The following is a 22,639-nucleotide window of genomic DNA, read 5'->3' as shown; positions in this document are numbered from 1 at the left end:
TCCTTCCCTGGAGGTCAGCCGTTCTGAAGGACGCCGCGGAACATCGGATCCTCCAGCGCGCGACCGGTGCCGAGCGCAACGCAGGTCAGCGGGTCCTCTGCGACCATGACCGGCAGGCCGGTCTCGTCGCGCAGCACCTCGTCCAGCCCCTGCAACAGCGCGCCGCCGCCGGTCAGGACGATGCCCTGATCGACGATGTCGGCGGCGAGTTCGGGCGCGGTATTCTCCAGCGCGACGCGAACGCCCTCGACGATCGTCGCCACCGGTTCGGACAGCGCCTCGGCGATCTGCCCCTGATTGATCTGGATCTCCTTGGGCACGCCGTTCACCAGATCGCGGCCCTTGATGTAGATGACCGCGCCGATACCGTCGGCGGGCGGCTTCGCGCAGCCGACCTCCTGCTTGATCCGCTCGGCCGTGGCCTCGCCGATCAGCAGATTGTGGTTGCGGCGGACATAGCTGACGATCGCCTCGTCCATCTTGTCGCCGCCGACGCGGACGGAGGTAGTGTAGGCGAGGCCGCGCAGCGACAGCACCGCGACTTCGGTCGTGCCGCCGCCGATATCGACGACCATCGACCCGATCGGCTCCGTCACGGGCATGTCCGCCCCGATCGCGGCGGCCATCGGCTCCTCGATCAGGAACACCTGGCTGGCGCCGGCATTCGACGCGGCGTCGCGGATCGCGCGGCGCTCGACCTTGGTCGAGCCCGACGGCACGCAAATCACGATCTCGGGCCAGCGGGCGAACTTGCGGGGGCCGTGCACCTTGCGGATGAAGTGCTTGATCATCTCCTCGGCGACGTCGATGTCGGCGATGACGCCGTCGCGCAGCGGCCGGATCGCCTCGATCGTGCCCGGCGTCTTGCCCATCATCAGCTTGGCGTCGTCGCCGACCGCCTTGACCCGCCGGACGCCGTTCAGCGTCTCCACCGCGACCACCGACGGCTCGTTCAGCACGATGCCGCGGCCCCGGACGTACACCACCGTATTCGCGGTGCCGAGGTCGATGGCCATATCCTGCGACATGAACTTGAAGAAGCGGAAGGGATTCATGGAGCGGAGTTCCGTGTCACGCCGGCCGTAGGGAGCCGGCAAAGTTTCGGGTCGTGGGGCAATCGCATCGGCATCCCCCGAAACCCGCCCCGACATAAGTAAGCGGCGGTTTGTCACATCGTGCGGGGTCGCGGGATGCCTGCGCTTGGTCTAAGTGCCGGCCCCATGTCAATACGGCGTCTCCCTGCGCATCTGGTCAATCGTATCGCTGCCGGTGAAGTGGTGGAAAGGCCCGCCAGCGCGTTGAAGGAACTGGTCGAGAACGCGATCGACGCGGGCGCGACTCGCGTCGCCGTGACGCTGGCAGAGGGCGGCCTGACGCGGATCGAAGTCGCCGACGACGGTTGCGGGATGACGCCGGACGACATGGCGCTGGCGCTGGAGAGGCATTGTACGTCGAAACTGCCGGACGAGGCGATCGAGGCGGTATCAACGCTGGGCTTCCGCGGCGAGGCGTTGCCCTCGATCGCCAGCGTCGCGCGGCTGACGCTGGAGAGCCGGCCGGCGGGCGCGGACGGCTGGCGGCGTGTGGTCGACAACGGGAAGGTGGTGACGGAGGGACCCGCGGCGGTGCCGCCCGGAACGCGCATTCTGGTCGAGGACCTGTTCGCGCGCGTTCCCGCCCGGCGCAAGTTCTTGCGCAGTCCGCGCAGCGAATATGCCGCCTGTCTTGATGCGGTCCGGCGGCTGGCGATGGCGCGGCCCGATGTCGGAGTGACGGTGGAGCATGACGGGCGGCGCGTGCTGTCGGTGCCGCCAGGGCAGGACCGGCCCGCCCGCGTTGCCGCGCTGACCGATCGCGCGCTCGCCGAGAACGCGGTCGCGATCGACTGGGTGCGCGAGGAGGTGGTGCTGGGCGGTGTCGCCGGTCTGCCGACCTTCCACCGCGGTGTCGCCGACCACCAGTATCTGTTCGTCAACGGTCGCCCGGTAAAGGACCGGCTGCTGATCGGCGCGATCCGCGGTGCCTATGCGGAGATGATGCCGCGCGACCGCCACGCCGTCGTCGCGCTGTTCATCGACCTGCCGGGCGAGCAGGTCGACGTGAACGTGCACCCGGCAAAGACGGAGGTCCGGTTCCGCGACCCGGCGCTGGTGCGCGGGCTGATCGTATCGGGTTTGCGCCGTGCGCTGGACGATGCCGGCCATCGCAGCGTGCAACGCCCGGGCGAGGACGCGCTCGCCCGCTGGCAACCGGAGCCGGTCGCGGCGATGCCGGGCTGGCCGGAGCCCGCGCCGGCTGCGACGACCCTTTTCGACCGGCGGCCCGGGTTCTTCAGTGCCCCTCCGCCCCAGGCTCGCGCTGAAGCCGCGCATGCGGTCCCGCCTGCCACGATCGCGCACCCGCTCGGCGTTGCACGGGGGCAGGTCGCGCGGACCTACGTCGTGGCGGAGGCGGAGGACGGGCTGGTCATCGTCGACCAGCATGCCGCGCACGAGCGGCTGGTGCTGGAACGGATGCGTGCGGCGCTGGCGGGCGGACGGGTGGCGGCTCAGGCGTTGTTGCTGCCGGAGGTCGTGGAGCTGGACGAACCGGCCTGCGACCGGCTGGAGGCGCGGGCGGACGAGCTGGCGGAATTCGGGCTGGAGCTGGAACGGTTCGGGGCGCGGGCGATGCTGGTGCGCGCGACGCCGGCCCTGCTCGGGCAATCCGATCCCCGCGGGCTGGTCACCGATCTGGCCGACGAACTTGCGGCGTTCGATCAGGCGCTGTCGCTGCGCGAACGGCTCGACGCGGTGGCGGGAACGATGGCGTGCCACGGCTCGGTCCGGGCGGGGCGTGTGCTGTCGGTCATGGAAATGAACGCGCTGCTCCGCGAGATGGAAGCGACTCCGCATTCCGGCCAGTGCAACCATGGCCGACCGACCTGGGTGAAATTAAAGATGCACGACGTGGAGAAGCTGTTCGGCCGGAAGTGAAAGGAAGCTACACGAACACCGTTCGGCCGGTTTTGCGACCGGCGGCTGCGGTCCAGCCCAGAATGACGGCGACGAGGCCCGCCACCAGCCCGAAGGCCATCAGCGCCGCCAGCGGCGAGGTTCCGATGACGGTGAACAGCTTGCGCCAGGTTTCGCCGACAGCGACGGTTTCGAACCCGACGGCCTGCACGACGACGACGCCAAGCGCGACCGCCCAGGGTTTGCCGTTCCGGGTATCACGTCGCCATAGCCAGAGTGCGACGATGCCCGCGACGAGGTTGGCGAGTTGCACGCCCCATCCGAACAGGTGAAAATCCTGCGGACCGCGGATGATGATGCCGGGTACGGTCTGGTTGAACACGCGGCCGAGGACGGGGCTGACCAGCGGCAGCGCGGTCGAAAGCATGTAACCGGCGTGAAGGCGCACGTTGCGCCGATGCCGGAACGCCATGCCGACGGCATAAAGCACCGCACCGAAGGCGAGGATGTCGATGAATGCAAGCCGGGCACCCCAGATCGCGTAGAAGGGATGGCCGCCGGCCGTCCCCGTCGCCATCGAGTGGATCACGCCCATCGATCCGGCTGCGAAGAGAGGCATGGCGACGAACGTCGTTTTCCCGAGACCGCGGTGGACCGCGATACCACCGCGATGCGGCGTCCAGCTTTGGGCGAGCAGCAGCAGCATCCACAGGCCCGCCGTCATGCCGTGGATATGAAAACCCGCTGATGACGAAGACAATCTGCCGAAATAGCTTCGCCAGAACGCGAAGATCGTCGCCGCGATCAAGGCGACGATGAACAGCCATGCTTTGCGATACGGCATGTTTCCCCCCGGAAACTCCAGACCTTCCCCAAGGTCTTCGGATACTGCGATGATATCACTGCCGCGAGGGCGCTGTCCACCGTCGACATTGGGGCGGAGTCGATCCGCCCTTCGACCCGACGACGTCATGGCCTCTCTGTCGATCCCGCGCTAAGCGGCCGGGATGACTGAACGAACGCCGGATGCCGACACGCCCGCGGCCGACATGCACCCCAACGAGTTCGTCGCCTTCGTCGCGGCGGTGATGGCGGTGAACGCGCTGGGCGTCGACCTGATGCTGCCCGCGATGTCGCAGATCGGCCACGACCTCGCGATCGCGACCGCCAATCACCGGCAGTGGATCGTCACCGCCTATATGCTCGGCTTCGGTACCGGGCAGCTGATCTATGGCCCGCTGGCCGACCGGTTCGGGCGCAAGCCGATCCTGCTCGTCACGCTGGCAGGCTTTGTCGCGGCGAGTGTCTTCGCGGCGGGATCGGCGACGTTCGCGGCGCTGCTGGGTGCACGCATGTTGCAGGGGTTGATGTCCGCCTCCACCCGTGTGCTGGCGGTGGCGATCGTCCGCGACAGGTTCTCCGGGCGGCAGATGGCGCGGACGCTGTCGTTGGCGCAGATGATCTTCTTCCTCGTGCCGATCCTCGCGCCGACACTGGGGCAGGGGCTGTTGGCGTTCGGGCCGTGGCGCTTCATCTTCTATGCGCTCGGGGCGTTCGCGGCGTTCGTGCTGGCATGGAGCGCAATCCGGCTGCCGGAAACGCTGCCGATCGCGCGGCGGCGGGCTATTTCGCTCGCCTCGCTCGGCAACGCGTATCGCACCACGCTGACCGATCGCTACTCGGTGGGCTATGCCTTCGCCGCATCGCTGACGTTCGGGGGGATCATCGCCTTCGTGTCGTCGGCGCAGCAGATCTTCGTCGACGAGTTCGGCGCGGGCGAGCGATTCACCTTGCTGTTCGCGCTCTGTGCCTTCGCGATGGCCTGCGCCAGCTTCGCCAACAGTCGGCTGGTTGAACGGCTGGGCACCCGACTGATCTCGCAAGCGGGGGTGTTCGCGCTGATCGGGCTGTCGATCGTCCATATCGCGGTGATCGCCAGCGGGCACGAGTCGCTCGTCAGCTACATCCTGTTTCAGGCGCTCAGCATGACCTGCATCGGCCTGTGCGGTTCGAACTTCGGTGCGATGGCGATGGAGCCGGTCGGGCACATCGCCGGCAGCGCGTCGTCGGTGCAGGGCTTCATCACCAGCATCGGCGCGGTGATCGTCGGATCGATCATCGGTCAGGCGTATGACGGGACGACGCTGCCCCTGGCGATCGGGTATCTGGGCATCGGTGTCGCGGTGCTCGTCGTTGTGCTGTTGATCGAGCGCGGTCAGCTGTTCCGGGCGCGGATGGCGACGGAGTCGCCGCTCAGTTGAAGGTCGCCCAATATTGTGCCGTGCCGATGACGATGATGAGCGCGACGAGGGCGATGATGCCGCCGAGGACCATGCGCAGATACCGGCGATCGGGCGGGGAGGGCTGGCTCATCGGAAACCTTTCAGGTTGGTGGCAGGCGGCCATCGAACGCGATCATTCCTCATGATTTCCCTCCCGCGCCTCCGTATCCAACATAGTTTATGATGTTTTCCGGTGGTTTGATGGCGCGGTGTTTGTTGCCGGAACGGCCGCCGCTTCCGATCGTAGCGTGTCGATGCAGGGGACGGGGTTATGACGGGTGAACGGTCGATGCGATGCCGGTGACCGATATCGCCACGCGCGTATGGAACCACGGCTGGCGGCTGGACCCGATCGTCCGCAGCCTGCTCGACACCGATTTCTACAAGCTGCTGATGCTGCAGATGATCCGCAACGTGCATCCGACGGTCGACGCCACCTTCACGCTCATCAATCGGACCCGGTCGGTGCGGTTGGCCGACATCATCGACGAGGGCGAGTTGCGCGCCCAACTCGATCACGCGCGGACGCTGCGGTTCGACAAGCGCGAGCTGATCTGGCTGGCGGGAAACAGCTTCTACGGCGAGGCTCGCATGTTCGCGCCCGACTTCATCGCGTGGCTCGCCGATTTTCGCCTGCCCGAATATGAATTGAGGACGGTCGACGGACAGTTCGAGCTCCGCTTCGCCGGTCCGTGGACGCACACGACGATGTGGGAGGTGCCCGCGCTGGCGATTGTCAACGAACTGCGGTCGCGTGCCGCGCTGAAGGGCCGGGGGCGGTTCGAACTCGACGTGATCTATGCGCGGGCCAAGGCGCGGTTGTGGGACAAGGTGGAGCGGCTGGCGGCGCTGCCCGACCTCGTCCTGTCGGACTTCGGGACTCGACGACGGCATGGCTTCCTGTGGCAACGCTGGTGCGTGGAGGCGTTGCAGGAAGGGCTTGGTGATCGCTTCATCGGGACGTCCAACGTCCTGCTGGCGATGGACGCCGGGCTGGAGGCGATCGGCACCAACGCGCACGAACTGCCGATGGTGCTCGCCGCGCTGGCCGATAACGACGCCGGGATCGCGGCCGCGCCGTACCGCGTGCTGGAGGAATGGCAGCGGCATTATCGCGGCAATCTGCTCGTCGTTCTGCCCGACGCGTTCGGGACCGCCGCATTCCTGCGCGGTGCGCCCGACTGGGTGGCGGACTGGACGGGCTTTCGTCCGGACAGCGCACCGCCGATCACGGCGGGGGAGGCGATCATCGATTGGTGGACTGCGCATGGCCGCGATCCGCGCGAGAAACTGCTGATCTTCTCCGACGGGATGGACGTGGAGTCGATAGAGCGGGCCTACAACCACTTCGATGGGCGGGTGCGGACCAGTTTCGGCTGGGGCACCAACCTGACGAACGATTTCCGCGGCTGCGACAGCGGCGGTGGCGACGCGCTCGCGCCGATTTCGCTGGTGGCGAAGGTCGTGGCGGCGAACGGATGCCCGGTCGTGAAGCTGTCGGACAATCCCGCCAAGGCCAGCGGCTTACCCGACGAGATCGCCCGCTATCTGCGGATATTCGGCGACGATGGCCGGGCTGATGTCGCGGTGCAGGTCTGATCGTCGTCCCGCTTCGCTACATCCAGATCATGATTGTCGTTCACGCCACCGCAACCTTTCGGGCGGCGGCGGCATTATGACGGGCAAGACCTCTCGCCATCAGGTGCGTCATGAAGCAGCTTTTTCCCCTCGTCTTCGCTCTCATCCCGCTGGCTGCCGTGATCGGCGCCTGCGTGACCTGTCCCTGAGCCAAGCATCCGCAGCATCCTGGAGGCCGTCCCGCATCAGCGAGGCGGCCTCTTTTTTTGCTCAGCGTTTGAGGCGGGAGGCGAGGGCGATGCCCGCCCCGAGTTGCAGCAAACCATAGACCCGCCGCCGCTCCGCCTTGCCATCGAAGGGCTTCACCAGAACATCGACGGCCGCCACATCCGATCGCCAGAGATCGACGTGCCGCCGGGGCTGGAGCATCCCGAGCAACCCGTCGCCGATCATGAACACCGCCGCCATCTCGGCTGCGCGCCGGATGCCGAGTTGCGTGTTCGTCATTTCTTCCGGCTGGCGTTCCATGCCTGTAGCTCCTCGACCGCGATCGAACGCTTCAACACGCGAGACCAGGGATCGATCACCACATGGGCGTCCGCCGGCACCGAAATCGTGCCGCGACCGCCCGTCATCGGCAGCTTTTCGATGCGGTCGCCGATCTGAACCTCGACTGGCATGGGGAACGGTCCACCGCCCGGCACCTTCCACGACAGCGACAGCGTGTCGCCGGTGCGGGTCTCGACCAGCTCCGGCAGTGCAGCCTGACGCAGGTACACGTCGAAGAACCAGCCATAATCCTTGCCCGTTACCTGACGGACGAAGCCCTCATACTCCCCGGTGGAGCCGAAGCGGGGTTCGAAATTGCCGGGTCTCGGATCGGGCCGGCCATAGACCGCGAGTCGCGTGACGTCCCAGAAGTCCTTGTCGCCGATCAGGTTGCGCAGCGTGTGCAGCATCCACGATCCCTTGACGTAGATGTCCTGGCCGGGACCGCCTTTCGATGCTTCATACACCTCCTCCTCGGAGATGATCTTGCCGCGGACGATCGGGACCTTGTTCATGATGCCGCCGCGCTGAGACATCATCATCGCCGCATAACGCGCCTCGCCCTCGCGCCAGCGGCCATAGGCAGGCTGCATATAGGCACCATAACCCTCGTGCAGCCAGTAATCGTCCCAATTGGCCGCCGTCAGCTGGTTGGCGAACCATTCATGGGTGAATTCGTGCTGGAACAGCCAGTCGAACCCCTCGATCGCCTTGGCATAGCCATTGCCATAGGCGTTGATCGTCTGGTGCTCCATGCCCTTGTGCGGCGTCTCCACCACGCCGACCTTCTCGTCGCCGAAGGGGTAGGGGCCGACCAGCGCCTCGAAGAAATCGAGCGTCGGCGCGAATTCCGCGAACAGCTTCTCCGCCTGCGCCTTCTCGCCCGGCAGATACCAGTAATACATCGGGATCGTGTTGCCGAAGCGGCTCTTGTACGATCCGCTGATCTCCTCATACGGGCCGACGTTCAGCGCGATCGCGTAGGTGTTGGTGCGCTTCGCCCGCCAGTTCCAGCGGGTGCGGCCGTCGGGTAGCGTGTCGATGCCGATCAGCTTGCCGTTCGAGGGCGCCTTCAACCCCTTGGGCACAGTGATGTGCAGCGTGACGACGGTCGGCTCCCCCTCCGGAAAATCCATGCACGGCCAGAACAGGTCGCAGCCATAGCCCTCCGCCGTGGTCGCGAACCACGTCTTGCCCTCCGGCGTCTTCGACCAGACCACGCCGTCATCCCAAGGTGCGTTGACCGCGACGTGCGGCACGCCGCCATAAGTGATCTTCGCCGACACGCGCTGACCCCTGGTCAACGGGCGCGGCAGGCGGACGGCGAGCTGGCCGTCGGGGTTCGACCACGCTCCCGGCTTCAACGCCACGCCGTCGATCGACACGGCGGTGACCGGCAGGTTCTTGTCGAGATCGATCAACAGGCGCGACACAGGCGATCTGGCGGTAAAGCCCAGCGTCGCGATACCGTTCAGGCTGTACGTTTCGGGCAGTACCTCGAACTGGAGGTCGGCCGAATCGAACGTCACGGCCAGCTGCTCGGCCGGGCGAACGCCGCCGGACTTCTCCGTCTGCGCGGTGATCGGCGGTGTGCCCTTGGCGGGCGGGGTGGTGGCGGCCGACTGGAGCGCGGCGGCGAGCGCGAGGAGTGAGATCATCATGGTATACGATGGTCGCCGCGATCGTGTCGTGACGCAAGAGGGCCGATTGATGGAATCGGAACGATCACCATATAGTCGGTGAAACGGGGCACCACGTACGGTGCCCGACCGGAGCTTGCATGACCCAGACTTTTCCCGTGCTGCCGCTGCGCGATATCGTCGTCTTCCCGCACATGATCGTCCCCCTGTTCGTCGGTCGCGACAAATCGGTTGCGGCGCTGGAGGCGGCGATGGCTGCCGACAAGGAGATATTCCTCGTCGCGCAGCTCGACCCGGCCGAGGATGATCCGCAGCGCGACAGTCTGTACGAAATGGGCGTCACCGCCACCGTCCTCCAGCTGCTGAAGCTGCCCGACGGCACTGTCCGCGTGCTGGTCGAGGGCAAGCAGCGCGCCCGGCTGGACGAGTTGTCGGAGGCCGATGGCTATCTTGTGGCCAGCGTGGGGATGATCGAGGATGTCGGCGTCGAAGGCACCGAGGTGTCGGCATTGATGCGGTCGGTCGTCGACCAGTTCGAGAACTACGCGAAGCTCAACAAGAAGCTGCCGGCTGAAACGGCGGTGCAACTGGCGGAGATCGATGAGGCGGCGCGTCTCGCCGATGCCGTCGCCGCGAACATCGCGGTCAAGGTTGCGGACAAGCAGGCGCTGCTGGTCGAGATCGATCCGGCCAAGCGGCTGGAGATGGCGTTCGCGCTGATGGAGGGCGAACTCGGGGTTCTTCAGGTCGAGAAGAAGATCAAGAGCCGCGTGAAGCGCCAGATGGAGAAGTCGCAGCGCGAATATTATCTCAACGAGCAATTGAAGGCGATCCAGCGCGAACTCGGCAATAGCGACGAGGAGAGCGACGGCGACGAGATCGCCGAGCTGACTCAGAAGATCGCGACGCTGAAGCTGTCGAAGGAGGCGCGCACCAAGGCGACCGCCGAGCTGAAGAAGCTGAAGACGATGGCACCGATGAGCGCCGAGGCGACGGTGGTGCGCAACTATCTCGACGTGCTGCTCGGCCTGCCGTGGGGAAAGAAGTCGAAGATCAAGCGCGACATCGCGGCGGCGCAGGCGGTCCTTGACGAGGATCATTATGCGCTGGAGAAGGTGAAGGACCGGATCGTCGAGTATCTCGGCGTGCAGGCGCGCACCAACAAGCTGAAGGGGCCGATCCTGTGCCTCGTTGGCCCGCCTGGCGTCGGCAAGACCTCGCTGGGCAAGTCGATCGCGAAGGCGACAGGCCGCGAATTCATCCGCCAGTCGCTGGGCGGCGTGCGCGACGAGGCCGAAATCCGTGGCCATCGCCGCACCTATATCGGCTCGCTGCCGGGCAAGATCGTCACCAACCTGAAAAAGGCGGGTGCGGCGAACCCGCTGTTCCTGCTCGACGAGATCGACAAGCTGGGTCAGGATTTCCGCGGCGATCCCGCGTCGGCGCTGCTGGAGGTGCTCGACCCGGAGCAGAACGGCAAGTTCCAGGATCACTATCTGGAGATCGACATCGATCTGTCGGACGTGATGTTCGTCTGCACCGCCAACACGCTGAACCTGCCGCAGCCGCTGCTCGACCGGATGGAGATCATCCGGCTGGAGGGCTATACCGAGGATGAGAAGGTCGAGATCGCCGAGCGGCATCTGGTCGCCAAGCAGGTGGAGGCGCACGGGCTGAAGCCGGGCGAGTTCACGCTGACGCAGGACGGCCTGCGCGCGTTGATCCAGCATTACACGCGGGAAGCCGGTGTCCGCACACTGGAACGCGAGATCGCCAAGCTGTGCCGCAAGGCACTGCGCCGCATCCTCGAAGGCAAGGCGACGAGCGTCACGGTCGACCGCGACAATCTGCACGAGTTCGCGGGCACGCTGAAGTACCGCTACGGCCTGTCGGAGACGGAGCATCAGATCGGTGCGGTCACCGGACTGGCGTGGACGGAAGTCGGCGGCGAGTTGCTGACGATCGAAAGCGTGACGGTCGGTGGCAAGGGCGCCGTCAAGACGACCGGCAAGCTCGGCGACGTCATGAAGGAGTCGGTCGAGGCGGCGTGGAGCTTCGTCAAGGCGCGCGCGCCCAGCTATGGTATCAAGCCGTCGGTGTTCCACCGCAAGGACGTTCACGTCCACTTGCCCGAAGGCGCGGTGCCGAAGGACGGTCCGTCCGCAGGCATCGGCCTCGTCACGTCGCTCGTTTCGACGCTGACCGGCGTGCCGGTGCGGCGCGAGGTGGCGATGACCGGCGAGGTCACGCTGCGCGGTCGCGTGCTGCCGATCGGCGGATTGAAGGAGAAGTTGCTGGCGGCGCTGCGTGGCGGCATCACCACGGTGCTGATCCCGCAGGAAAACGAAAAGGATCTGGCGGACATCCCGGCGAACGTGAAGGCGGGGCTGACGATCATTCCCGTCAGTCATGTCGACGAGGTGCTGAAACTCGCGCTGACCGAACCGCTGGAGGCGATCGACTGGACGGACGCGGACGAGTTGGCCGCATTGCCCCCGCCGGCGATCGCGCCCGCCGGGGCCGAACGGCATCACTGACAGCAGCGGTAGCAGCGCCGGAGCGGAGCGCCGTTAAACGTCCAACCACCGCAGCTTAGCCGCTGCGGTGGTTGACACCGCCGGGTCCCCCCGCCTTAGTGGCACCTCCGCGCCGGTGATCCACCGGCGTGCCAAGTATCGAGTCGAATCGGGGGATTTCAAAGGATGAACAAGCAGGAGCTGATCGCGACGGTCGCCGACACATCGGGGCTGAATCGCGCGGACGCGGTGCGGGCGGTCGAAGCCGTGTTCGACGCGATCTCGGCCAGCCTGAAGAAGGGCGACGAGGTCCGGCTGGTCGGCTTCGGCACCTTTTCGGTTTCCAAGCGCAAGGCGTCGACGGGTCGCAATCCGCGCACCGGCGAGCCGATGACGATCAAGGCGTCCACCCAGCCCAAGTTCAAGGCCGGCAAGATCCTGAAGGATTCGGTCAACTGACACTGGACAGGCCGCGCCTCGATGGATAGACGCGCGGCTCCGGTTTTTCCCGAGGTTCGATGGACTACGGGATCGGGCGCGTAGCTCAGCGGTAGAGCACACCCTTCACACGGGTGGGGTCACAGGTTCAATCCCTGTCGCGCCCACCAATTCGGCCCGTCGTTTCTGTCAGGAAGCGGCGGGCTTTTTGGTTCTTGGCGTGTCGCCCCACGGCTACGAAGAATGGCAACGGGTCGGGTCGCCTGCGGGGCGGAGCCTTCCGATCGATGGCAGCCGGCGCAATCCTGACCTGTCTCCGTGACAGCGGCTAAAATGCCGAATCTGCTCGCCAATGTCCTGCCCCGGCACCACGTATGGCTCAATACGTTGCGCCTTAACCTGCTCTCGTTGCTGAATTAAAGCGTCTCCGCAGTTGCGCCCGCGCGGCAGCGGGCACCCCGTCGCGCCGATCTCGACGTCATAAAACCGCAATGCGGGAGTCACGCAAACGTCGCTGAAACGGCATTTTCCCGTCATCGAACTCCCCTAACCGCAGCGATGAGATCGACAGGGGGGACCTTGGCCGATCCGAAGGCGAACACGCCTGCCAGACATCGACCGGGAGCAATCAGACCAATGGCCCATTTCGCGCGCACGACCCGCATCCTCATGGCGGGCACCGCCTGCATGCTGCTCGCTTCCTGCGACGGCGCGGACAGCGTCGCATCGCCCGGTGAAGGCGTGATCGTCGTGCCCAGCACGCCGGCGCCCACCCCTGCGCCGTCCGCTACGCCGACGCCCGCGCCGGGCACGCCGGCCGCGTCCTGCCCGACCGGCCTCGCAGATGCAGGGGTCGTCGGCAATTATCGCGGCTGTCGCCTGCCCTCCAGCATCACCAGCGACCTGCGTCTCCAGAAGCTCGCCGGCGTCGCCTACGAAATCAGTGGACCGACCAACGTCGGCGTCGATCTCGGCGGCGGCGGCAATCTGCCCACTGGCCGGTCGGCCGTGCTGACGATCGATCCTGGCGTGCTCCTCTACGCCAACACGACCAATGCCGATAACGACTATCTGATCGTCAACCGCGGCTCGCGCATCTTCGCCGAAGGCAGCCCGACGCAGCCGATCATCTTCACCGCGCAGCAGAACCTGACCGGCGGCGTCACCGACGAGAGCCAGGGCCTGTGGGGCGGCGTGATCCTTGCCGGCCGCGCACCGATTTCGAACTGCAACACAGGCGTCGCTGGAGGTGCAGTGAACTGCGAGAACGCGGTCGAGGGTACGTCGCCGCAGGCCCTGTATGGCGGCAACGTGCCCGCCGACAGTTCGGGCACATTCCGCTACGTCCAGATCCGCTACTCCGGCACCATCATCAGCCCGAACAACGAGCTTCAGGGCCTGACGCTGGGCGGAACGGGTTCGGGTACGACGATCGACCACGTCCAGATCCACAATTCGTCGGATGACGGCATCGAGGTTTTCGGCGGCCGCACCAACATGCGCTACCTCGCGATCACGGGCGCCGACGACGACGGCCTGGACACCGATGTGGGCTGGCAGGGTCAGGTCCAGTTCCTGCTCACTGTGCAGAAGCCGAACAACCCGCAGTCGGATAATTACTCGACCGAGATCGACTCGAACGGCAATGAAGACGCCCTGCCGCGTCAGCGGTACAATCTGGCGAACTTCACCTTCGTCCAGACCTCCAGCAACACCAACGCTGCGATCCGCTTGCGCGGCGGTGCCGATGCGCGCTTCGTCAACGGCATCGTCGTCAGCCCGTCGGCCTGCCTCAACATCATCGCCGGTATCGACGCCAGCGGCAAGTCGACGATCCGGCCGGCCAATGCCGGGCTGGAAGACAACGGCCCGCCGTTGTTCGACTCGGTGCTGTTCAGCTGCGGCGGCGCATCGCCCTATGCCGAGACACCGGTCAACGGCGTAACGGTGACGCTCGCGGAGCAGCGCACGGTGTTCACCGCCGGCACCAACAACGTCGAGAACGGCACAGGCCTCCTGGGAACCAACAGCTTCCTTCCCGCCGGCGTCGCTACGACCGCGACGCCGTTCAACGCCGCCACGCTGAACCCGGCCAACACCTCGTTCTTCGTGCAGACGAGCTTTGTCGGTGCGGTCAGCGGGCCGAACGATACTAGCTTCGCCGGCTGGACCTGCAATTCCAACCGCGCGAGCTTCGGCTCGACCAGCGGCAGCTGCACCGGCCTGCCGAACTGATCGAGCGGTGGGGCGGCGACCGGTTCGCCGCCCCATCACGCAATGACGCGGGGGCCGGGGGAGGTCGCCCGCCATCCATCTAATTGAGAGCCGGGGCCGCCATGAAGCATCCGATCCACGCCTTCCTACTCGCGACGACGATGCTCGCGCCCACTGCCGCATTCGCACGGGCCGCGCCCGCCGCGCCGGCGGGCGGTCAGTCCGGCGCGCCCGCAGGCAGCGTCGTCTCGCCGCAGGCCGGTCAGCCGGCGATCGACGCGGCCGATCCCGCCGCCGCTGCGGAGGGGCAGCAGGATCAGGTCGAGGTTTCCACGCCGGGTGGCGCGAACACCGACGATATCGTCGTCGTCGGCCGCAACATCCCTAACGTCGTCCGCGCCACGCCGGAGGTCATCAACGTCCTTTCGACCGCCGACATCGCGCGGACGGGCGAAGGCGACATCGCCGGCGCGCTCAGCCGCGTCACCGGCCTGTCGGTCGTGGGCAACGGTTTCGTCTACGTCCGCGGCCTTGGCGACCGCTATTCGTCGTCGCTGCTGAACGGGTCGCCACTGCCGTCGCCCGAGCCGCTGCGCCGCGTCGTTCCGCTCGACATCTTCCCGACCAACGTCATCGCGTCGGCGCTGGTGCAGAAGAGCTATTCCGTGAATTACCCCGCTGAATTTGGCGGCGGCGTCATCAACCTGACGACCAAGGCTGTACCCGACGAAACCTTCTTCCAGATGGGTGGATCGGTCGGGGCGGACACGGTGACCACGTCCGAACTCGGCTATGTCTATGATGGTGGCAGCCGCGATTGGACGGGATACGACTCCGGCGTGCGCAAGACACCCGGTTTCATTACCGCGGCGGGTCAGAACGGCACCTCGCTGACGTCGAGCCAGATCACCGGGCTGAACAACGCGCAGACGACGCTGCTTCAGCGCAACAATCAGTTGCCGGCCAACCTGTCGGGCGAACTCAGTCTTGGCAGCTCGATCGACATCGGTACCGTCCGTGTCGGCGCGATCGCCGCAGCAGGCATCAGCAACACATGGCGCACGCGTGACATCACGCAGCAGTCGACCGACGATCCCACCGGCATTCTGTTGCAGGACTTCCGGACCGTCCTGACCGACAATCGCGCTGTCGTGAACGGTCTGCTCGGCTTCGGTGCGGAATTCGGCGAAAACAAGATTCGCTGGACCAACCTGTACCTGCACGACACCGTCAAGCAGGGTCGCCTGTCGCGCGGCAGCACCGCCAATGTCGGCGTCGGTGCGGACGGTATCCAGCCCTTCCTCGTCCAGAACACCAACTGGTTCGAGCGCGAGCTGTTCGACACCCAGCTCGTCGGCGAGTTCAAGCTGTCCGACCAGTTCAGCCTCGATGCGCGCGGTGCCTATGCGAAGACGAGCCGGAACAGCCCGTACGAGCGCGCCTTCACCTACCAATATAATGCGGCGATCGGCGACTATCAGAACAACCTGTCGGGATTGCAGTCGGCGTCGATCGCCTTCTCCGAACTGGATGAAACGCAATATTCGGGTCAGGGCAACCTGACGTGGAACGTGCCGTTCGACCGCCCCTTCGCACTCTCTGTCGGCTACGCCTATACTGATACGTCACGCGATTCCACGCGCTATACCTTCCAGTACACGGGTCCGAACAACGGCCCGGTGCTGGGTGCGGCGCCGCAGCTTCGCCCGGACTATCTGCTCTCCGACTATATCATCCAGGCGTACGGGATCGGCCTGCGGAACACGTCGACGGGGCAGGGCGCGGCGGCCTATTCGGCGCTGCTCAGGGTCCACGGTGCCTATGCTCAGGTCGAGGGCGAGATCACCGACGGGCTGCGGGCGACCACCGGCGTTCGCTACGAAACCGCGACCGAGCGGGTCAACCCCTCGGGTGGCGCGACAGGCACGAGCCTGAAGAACGACTATTGGCTACCGGCTGTCACGGTGACGTGGAATTTCGCGCCCGACATGCAGCTTCGTGCTCACATGTCGAAGACGCTGGCCCGTCCGCAATTCCGCGAACTCGCACAGCAGCTATATCAGGATTTCGAGAGCGACCGCCTGTTCTTCGGCAACACGTTCCTGAAGGATTCGCAGCTGTATAACGGCGAGCTGCGATACGAATATTATTTCGCCAAGGATCAGCGCGTGAGCCTCGCCGGCTTCTACAAGCGGATCGACAACCCGATCGAGGCGGTGGCGTTCTTCGCCGCCGGTGCGAGCGCGTTGCAGACCAGCTTCGCCAACGCCCCCCGTGCCAAACTGTACGGCGGCGAGGTCGAGTTGCAGAAGTACGTTCCTCTCGATGCACTCGGCTCGGACTTCCTCGCGACGCGCCGCCTCGTGGCGATCGTCAACTACACCTATACGAAGTCCAGCATCGACGCGGGCAACCAGCTGATCGCCAGTCCGCTGTCCAGTGCTTCCAGCCCCGTGCTGACGCCGGCCAACATCCTGTTTCAGGACGGCGCGGCGCTGGTGGGTCAGTCGGACCACCTCGTGAACCTGCAACTCGGGATCGAGGACAAGGCGTCGCTCAGCCAGTTCACGGTGTTGTTCAACTATGCGTCGAACCGCGTCACCAATCGCGGGCCGATCGGTGGCGGCGGCGGCACGCGGCTGCCCGACCTGATCGAGAAGCCGGGCATCCGCCTCGACCTCGTGGCGCGTCAGGGCATCAAGGTGCTCGGATCGCAGTTCGAGATCAAGGCGGAGGCGCGCAACCTGACGGGCACCGGCTATCGCGAGTTCCAGGCGTTTGACGGGACCACGGTCGACATCAACCGCTATAAGCTGGGCCGTACCTTCACGCTCGGCGCGAGTGTGCAATTCTGAGGTGAGACTTCGCCCCGTCCAAGGGGGCAGCAGCCCGTCATTGCGATCAGCGACGAGGCCATCCAGAGCCACTGGCGGCATACCGGATGGCCTCGTCGCGCCTGCAGTGAGGATGTCGGCCGGGCGGCAGGTGTCACCGATGCGCAAGCCGAACCGGCGGCCCTGCTCACCAGCCCCAGGGCCGCTCCCGGAACCACTTGGTCACGACATATTTCGTGCCGGCGCGCACCTTCATGCCCTGATGGATCGTCGCCGGGTTCAGGGTACGGTCGGCACGGCGATTGTTCCAGCAGACCAGCTTGCCGGTTTCCGGCTGGATGATCTTGTCGACCGCCGTGAACCGCGTTGCGCCGCCGGCTTCGGGTTCGTTGAGGTAAATCATCACCGTCCACGTCCGGTTTCCCGCAACCGAGCAATATCGCTCGAAATCGACGCCGTTCGGCTCGAAATAATCCGTATGCCCCTTGAACTCCTGTCCGACGGCATAACGCTGGCCCTGCAATGGCTCGCCGTAGATCGGGTCCAGTCCGGTCAAGGCGGTGATCGTCGCCTCCGCTGCCATCACCGCGGGATCGCCCGCCGAGAGGTCTCCCGTTTCGCTCGTCCGGAACCCTGCGTCGCCGGTCGCGTCGGCAATCGTCGAGGGGCGGCGTACAGCATCGATCCGTTCGATCAGTGCCTCGCAAAGCCGGGCCGTCAGAAAGCCGCGGCGTACGAACAGCGTCAGCTTCGGGCTGGGGATACGCTGCACACCAGCATGGCCCAGAATGGTCGCCACCACAGGCGCTTCGTCGATGCCGGAACCGGATGTCGTCATGGCGCTACCCTGGCAGCAGGACGGCGATCTTCGCCAGTGCCTTTTTGTTTCAGTCCGTCGCCGCAATCGCGTAACACGGGTCGAACGAGGCGATCGGGCGGGATGGGGTTGCAATGCAGTTGAAGCTCGACGCGCGTGCCCGCCGCTGGTTGCGGCGGCTCCCGCGCGTCAACGTCTATTCGGTGGCCGAACTGGCGCTCATGGCCGGTCTCGCGACGCAGGCCGCACGGCTGCTGTGGGTGATCGCCACGCCGGTGACGCCGCTCGGCGACTGGCGGCCGGCGGGGATCGCCTTGCCGGGAAGCCCCTTGTCGATCCTCTCAGGCTTCGATCCTTTCTTTCGACTGGGTGCGCCCGCCGATGCGCCCGCAGCGGTCACCAGCCTGCAACTGACGCTCTTCGGCATCCGGCTGGACGAGGCGACGGGGCGCGGCTCCGCGATCGTGGCGGGGCCGGACGGCGTCCAGCTCAGCGTCGCGGTCGGCGAGGAGGTCCAGCCCGGCGTCCGGTTGAAGGCGGTGGCATTCGACCACGTCACGCTGGATCGGGGTGGCGCGACCGAGGACCTGTTCCTCGATCAGTCCGGCGCAACGCCGCCGGCTCCGGCGGTCGGGGGTGCGGTGCCGATCGCGCCCGTCGCACCCGTCGCGCCGGGTGTTGCGCCGTCGCCACCGTCCGATGCCGTACCCGCCAACCGCATCCGGCAGGAGATCGGCTTCATCCCGCGGCTTGACGGCGGCCGGATCAGCGGCCTGATCGTCCGGCCGCAGGGCAGCGGCACCGCGTTCCGAAGGGCCGGCCTGCGCGAGGGCGACGTCGTCACCTCGATCGGCGGCCGTCCCGTCAGCGGCCCCGGCGACCTCGACCGGGTCACGACCGATTTCGCGGGCGGCGGCAACGTCCCCATCACCGTCGAGCGCGGCCAGCAGACGCTGTCGCTCTCCATTTCCGTTGCAGGCCCACGTCCGTGAAGCTTTCCCATCTTCTGATCCCCGCCGCCATCGTCGCGGCACCCGCATTCGCCCAGACGACGCTCAACGTGCGCGATGCCGATATCCGCGCGTTCATCGCCGATGCCGCGCGGGTCACGCAGCGCACGTTCATCATCGACAACCGCGTGCAGGGGAAAGTGACCGTCGTCACCGACCGGCCGCTGTCGCGCTCCGAATATTTCGAGGTGTTCCTGTCGACGCTCAGGGCCAACGGCCTCGTCGCGGTGCCGACCGGTAACGGCGCGTTGCGGATCCAGCCGATCGACAACGCCGCCAGCCAGCCGACGCGGATCGGAGCGGGCGGCGCGGCGCGCAACAGCTTCGTGACGGAGATCGTCCGCCTCCGCTCGGTCGACGCCACGAGCGCGGTGGAGACGGTCCGGCCGCTCGTCTCGGCGCAGGGCGCGGTGACGGCCAACCGCGGCGGCAACAGCCTCGTCGTGGTCGATTTCGCCGACAATATCCGGCGCATCCGCGAAGTGCTGCGCCGGATCGACACCGACAACGCATCGACCCGTGTGGTCACGCTGCAGAATGCCGGCGCGCGCGAGATCGCGACTGCGCTTCAGGCGCTGGCATCGGGTGGATCGGCGGCGGCCGGGCAGACGCAGGGGCAGGGCGGCGCTCCCTCTGCGGGCGGCAGCAGCGGTGGCGGCATCTCGATCGTATCGATCGACAGCTCCAATTCCGTGGTCCTGCGCGGCGATCCGGCGACGGTGTCGCGGCTGGCGCAGATAGCCGCTGACCTCGATCGCAAGGCGCGTAGCGGTACCGAGATCCGGGTCGTGTTTCTCGAAAATGCCGATGCCGAACAATTGCTGCCGGTTCTTCAGCAACTCGTCGGGCAGACCCCTGATCCGGTGCAGGAGACGACGCTGTCGCGCGGGTCGTTCCAGACCAGCAATTCGGCCAGCGGCACCGGCGGCGGCACAGGATCGCGCACCGTGCAGCCCGTGCAGCAAGCGGCACCGCAATCCTCCGGCAGCGGCGGGCAGCCGAATGCGCAGAACGCCGCCGTCACGACGCAGGGCGGGCGTACCGCCGCGGTCGTCACCCGCTTCCAGGGGGCGAACGCGATCGTCATCGCCGCGCCCGCCGACATCCAGCGCCAGCTGACGGAGGTGATCCGCCAGCTCGACACGCGGCGCGAACAGGTGCTGATCGAGGCGATCGTCGCGGAGGTGTCCGACCAGACGGTCAGCCGGCTCGGCGCGCAGTTTCTGCTCGGCAACCTGTCGGGCGGGGCGTTTGCGGCGTCGACCTACACCAACACCGCGCCCAGCCTGCTGACGATCGCCGGCGCGGTCGGCGCGCGCGAGCTGGCGACGACGACGACGACGATCAACGGCAACACGACCACGACGACGACCAACAACACCGTGTCGGATACGCTGGCGCAATCCGCGGTCAGCTCGATCCTCGGCACCACCGGTGGCTTCGCCGGTTGGGGCGGCAAGATCGGCGACACGATCTTTGGCGCGATCATCAATGCGGTGAAGAGCGACAATACGTCGAACCTGCTTCAGGTGCCGCACATCATCACGCTCGACAATCAGCAGGCGCACAGCCTTGTCGGGCAGGAGGTGCCGGTGACGACCGGACAGGCGCTGTCGCCCGGCAATTTCGATAACGCGTTCCGCACCGTGCAGCGGCAGAATGTCGGTATCCAGCTCGACGTGAAGCCGCAGGTGAATACCGGCGGCTCGTTGAAGATGTATCTCCGGCTGGAGGTCAGTTCGGTCGCGGGGCCGGTGTCGAGCGACAATTCGGAACTGATCTTCAACAAGCGCGCGTTCGAGAATACCTTCACCGTCGATGATGGCGCGATCACCGTCATCGGCGGGCTGCTGGACGACAACGAGCGGCGGACGATCGAGAAGATCCCGCTGCTCGGCGATATCCCGGTCGTCGGTAATCTGTTCAGATCGAAGGCGAAATCGCGTACGAAGACGAACCTGATGGTCTTCATCCGCCCCACCATCCTCCGCAACGCCGAGGATAGCCGCCGCGTCACCGAACAGCGCTATGGCTATCTCCGCGCGTCGCAGGGTTATGCCGAGCCGGGTGCGGAGCCATCGATCGACCAGCTTGTGCGCGACTATCTCAACGCCGCGCCGCCGATTCCCCGCGCGCCGCTGCCGGGCAATATCGAGGACCCCAACATCGCGGCGCCGCTACAGGGCGCGAAGACGATCCGGCCGGAGCGGAAATGACGATCCGCACGGGCGAGGAACTGGCGCTGGCGGAGGAGCAGGCGGTGCAGGCCGCCATCCTGCCGCCGCCGCCGAACGGCAACGTCGCAGACCTGCCGCAGGTGACGATCCCCTATCTCTTCGCGCGCCGGTTCGGCGTCGTGATGCAGGCGACCGATACCGAGGGACATCTGACGATCGGCCTGCGCGAAGGGGCCGATCCCAAGGCGCTCATCGAGGTACGCCGGCATCTCGGTCGCCCGTTCGACGTCGCGATCGTGCCGCAGCAGGCTTTCGACCGGCTGCTGTCGGATGCCTATGCGATGGACGGTCAGGCGAATGCGCTGGCGGCGGTCGGGATGGGCGACGAACTCGACCTTTTGGCGGATGGCTTGCCGACGGCGGAGGACCTGCTCGATACGGCGGACGACGCACCCGCGATCCGCCTCATCAACGGGATCATCGCCGACGCCGCGCGCCACGGCGTGTCCGATATCCATATCGAGCCGTACGAAACCGGCCTCGTCGTGCGGATGCGGATCGACGGCGTGCTCCGTGAAACCTTGCGAATGCCGCCGCATGTCGCCCCCGTCGTGGTCAGCCGTATCAAGGTCATGGCGCGCCTCGACATCGCCGAGCGGCGCATACCGCAGGACGGCCGCATGGGGCTGACGCTGGGGGGCAAGTTGCTCGACGTGCGCGTCTCGACCTTGCCGAGCCGGGCGGGCGAGCGGGTCGTGCTGCGTATCCTCGACAAGGAGAATGCGGGGATCGACCTCGACGCGCTGGGCATGACGCCGTCGATGTTCGCCCTTCTGCGCGGCGCGCTGGCGGAGCCGAACGGCATCATCCTCGTCACCGGGCCGACCGGTTCGGGCAAGACCACCAGCCTGTATGCTGCACTGCGCCTGCTGAACGACGGCAGCCGCAACATCCTGACCGTCGAGGACCCGGTCGAATACGCCGTCGACGGTGTCGGCCAGACCCAGGTCAATGCCAAGGTCGGGCTGACCTTCGCCGCCGGCCTGCGCGCGATCCTGCGTCAGGACCCGGACGTGGTGATGGTCGGCGAAATCCGCGATCGCGAGACGGCGGAGATCGCGGTGCAGGCGTCGCTGACCGGCCACCTCGTGCTGTCGACGGTTCACACCAACGACGCCGTCGGCGCGATCACGCGGATGCGCGACATGAAGGTCGAGCCGTTCCTGCTCGCCTCTACGCTCCGCGCGGTCATCGCCCAGCGGCTGGTGCGGCGGCTCTGCCCGAATTGTCGCGAGCCGGTGGCCGCGCGCGAGACGGTCGCGCCGCTGCTCGGCATGGATCCTGAGGCGACAGTGCGCCGCGCGGTGGGCTGCGAAAAATGCGGCCATTCCGGCTACAAGGGCCGCATCGGCGTGTTCGAGGCGGTGCGCGTTGACGAGACGATCCGCCGCCTCATCAACGAGGGCGGCGACGAGCAGGCCATCTCCGACCACGCCTTCGCCCGCACCACGAACCTCGCCACTGCCGCGCGCGAGTTGGTGCTCGCGGGCGAGACGACACCGGAGGAAGCCGTCCGCGTATCGCGTCGCGATGTCACGGATGTCGTGGACGTGGTGGATGCGTAGGGGCG

At 66.5% G+C, this 22,639-nt stretch carries 15 protein-coding genes and 1 tRNA gene; 11 read left to right on the top strand and 5 right to left on the bottom strand.

Annotation, left to right across the window (positions count from 1 at the left end; translation table 11 throughout):
- Positions 1–14: 14 nt before the first annotated feature.
- Positions 15–1,055 (bottom strand): rod shape-determining protein, encoded by a 1,041-nt coding sequence (locus ASG07_RS13720; RefSeq protein ID WP_055848136.1) that lies wholly within the window; start codon positions 1,053–1,055, stop codon positions 15–17.
- A 165-nt stretch (positions 1,056–1,220) separates the two neighbouring features.
- On the opposite strand from ASG07_RS13720, the gene mutL reads away from it, so the two are divergent.
- Complete coding sequence (gene mutL / locus ASG07_RS13715; RefSeq protein ID WP_055847751.1) at positions 1,221–2,975, top strand: DNA mismatch repair endonuclease MutL; 1,755 nt, start codon at positions 1,221–1,223, stop codon at positions 2,973–2,975.
- A 7-nt stretch (positions 2,976–2,982) separates the two neighbouring features.
- Here the strand turns inward: mutL and ASG07_RS13710 are convergent, their stop codons facing one another.
- Positions 2,983–3,798, bottom strand: a complete 816-nt coding sequence (locus ASG07_RS13710; RefSeq protein WP_055847748.1) for a hypothetical protein — start codon at positions 3,796–3,798, stop codon at positions 2,983–2,985.
- A 205-nt stretch (positions 3,799–4,003) separates the two neighbouring features.
- Between ASG07_RS13710 and ASG07_RS13705 the strand changes: the two genes are divergently transcribed.
- Both ASG07_RS13705 and pncB read left to right on the top strand, forming a co-directional pair.
- The gene (locus ASG07_RS13705; RefSeq protein ID WP_055848132.1) at positions 4,004–5,215 is read left to right on the top strand and encodes a multidrug effflux MFS transporter; all 1,212 of its coding nucleotides are present in this window, start codon (positions 4,004–4,006) and stop codon (positions 5,213–5,215) included.
- A 315-nt stretch (positions 5,216–5,530) separates the two neighbouring features.
- Positions 5,531–6,835: a nicotinate phosphoribosyltransferase gene (gene pncB, locus ASG07_RS13700; RefSeq protein ID WP_055847744.1), complete on the top strand. Its 1,305-nt coding sequence runs from the start codon at positions 5,531–5,533 to the stop codon at positions 6,833–6,835.
- A gap of 249 nt (positions 6,836–7,084) precedes the next feature.
- Here pncB and ASG07_RS13695 read toward each other — a convergent pair whose 3' ends face one another.
- Both ASG07_RS13695 and ASG07_RS13690 read right to left on the bottom strand, forming a co-directional pair.
- Positions 7,085–7,342: a hypothetical protein gene (locus ASG07_RS13695; protein WP_055847741.1), complete on the bottom strand. Its 258-nt coding sequence runs from the start codon at positions 7,340–7,342 to the stop codon at positions 7,085–7,087.
- On the bottom strand, positions 7,318–9,024 hold the full coding sequence (locus ASG07_RS13690) for a M1 family metallopeptidase (RefSeq protein ID WP_055847737.1): 1,707 nt from the start codon (positions 9,022–9,024) through the stop codon (positions 7,318–7,320). Before ASG07_RS13690 ends, ASG07_RS13695 begins: the two co-directional genes overlap by 25 nt.
- A gap of 119 nt (positions 9,025–9,143) precedes the next feature.
- Between ASG07_RS13690 and lon the strand changes: the two genes are divergently transcribed.
- The 5 genes from lon (at position 9,144) to ASG07_RS13665 (ending at position 17,026) form a co-directional block, all read left to right on the top strand.
- On the top strand, positions 9,144–11,540 hold the full coding sequence (gene lon / locus ASG07_RS13685; protein WP_055847734.1) for an endopeptidase La: 2,397 nt from the start codon (positions 9,144–9,146) through the stop codon (positions 11,538–11,540).
- Positions 11,541–11,705: 165 nt separating this feature from the next.
- Positions 11,706–11,978, top strand: a complete 273-nt coding sequence (locus tag ASG07_RS13680) for an HU family DNA-binding protein (protein ID WP_055847732.1) — start codon at positions 11,706–11,708, stop codon at positions 11,976–11,978.
- 74 nt (positions 11,979–12,052) lie between these two features.
- Positions 12,053–12,127, top strand: a tRNA-Val gene (locus ASG07_RS13675).
- Between the two features lie 466 nt (positions 12,128–12,593).
- A complete protein-coding gene (locus ASG07_RS13670; protein ID WP_055847727.1) occupies positions 12,594–14,192 on the top strand; it encodes a hypothetical protein in 1,599 nt (532 codons plus the stop codon).
- 101 nt (positions 14,193–14,293) lie between these two features.
- A complete protein-coding gene (locus ASG07_RS13665; protein ID WP_082474813.1) occupies positions 14,294–17,026 on the top strand; it encodes a TonB-dependent receptor domain-containing protein in 2,733 nt (910 codons plus the stop codon).
- A gap of 166 nt (positions 17,027–17,192) precedes the next feature.
- Here ASG07_RS13665 and ASG07_RS13660 read toward each other — a convergent pair whose 3' ends face one another.
- Positions 17,193–17,843, bottom strand: a complete 651-nt coding sequence (locus ASG07_RS13660) for a prolyl hydroxylase family protein (protein WP_055847724.1) — start codon at positions 17,841–17,843, stop codon at positions 17,193–17,195.
- Between the two features lie 113 nt (positions 17,844–17,956).
- Here ASG07_RS13660 and ASG07_RS13655 point away from each other — a divergent pair, with 113 nt between their 5' ends.
- Genes ASG07_RS13655 through gspE form a run of 3 tightly spaced genes read left to right on the top strand, consistent with a single transcriptional unit; the run spans position 17,957 to position 22,634 of the window.
- Positions 17,957–18,814: a type II secretion system protein N gene (locus ASG07_RS13655; RefSeq protein WP_055847720.1), complete on the top strand. Its 858-nt coding sequence runs from the start codon at positions 17,957–17,959 to the stop codon at positions 18,812–18,814.
- A complete protein-coding gene (gene gspD / locus ASG07_RS13650; RefSeq protein WP_055847717.1) occupies positions 18,811–21,048 on the top strand; it encodes a type II secretion system secretin GspD in 2,238 nt (745 codons plus the stop codon). The genes ASG07_RS13655 and gspD overlap by 4 nt, the downstream gene beginning before the upstream one ends.
- Entirely contained in the window at positions 21,045–22,634 is a 1,590-nt protein-coding gene (gene gspE, locus ASG07_RS13645; protein WP_082474812.1) for a type II secretion system ATPase GspE, read from the top strand. Before gspD ends, gspE begins: the two co-directional genes overlap by 4 nt.
- Positions 22,635–22,639: the final 5 nt, after the last annotated feature.

The organism is Sphingomonas sp. Leaf343, from assembly GCF_001423765.1.
Taxonomy (GTDB): Bacteria; Pseudomonadota; Alphaproteobacteria; order Sphingomonadales; family Sphingomonadaceae; genus Sphingomonas.
The sequence above is the reverse complement of the archived record's forward strand: the minus strand, read 5'-3'. Positions and strand labels throughout refer to the sequence as shown.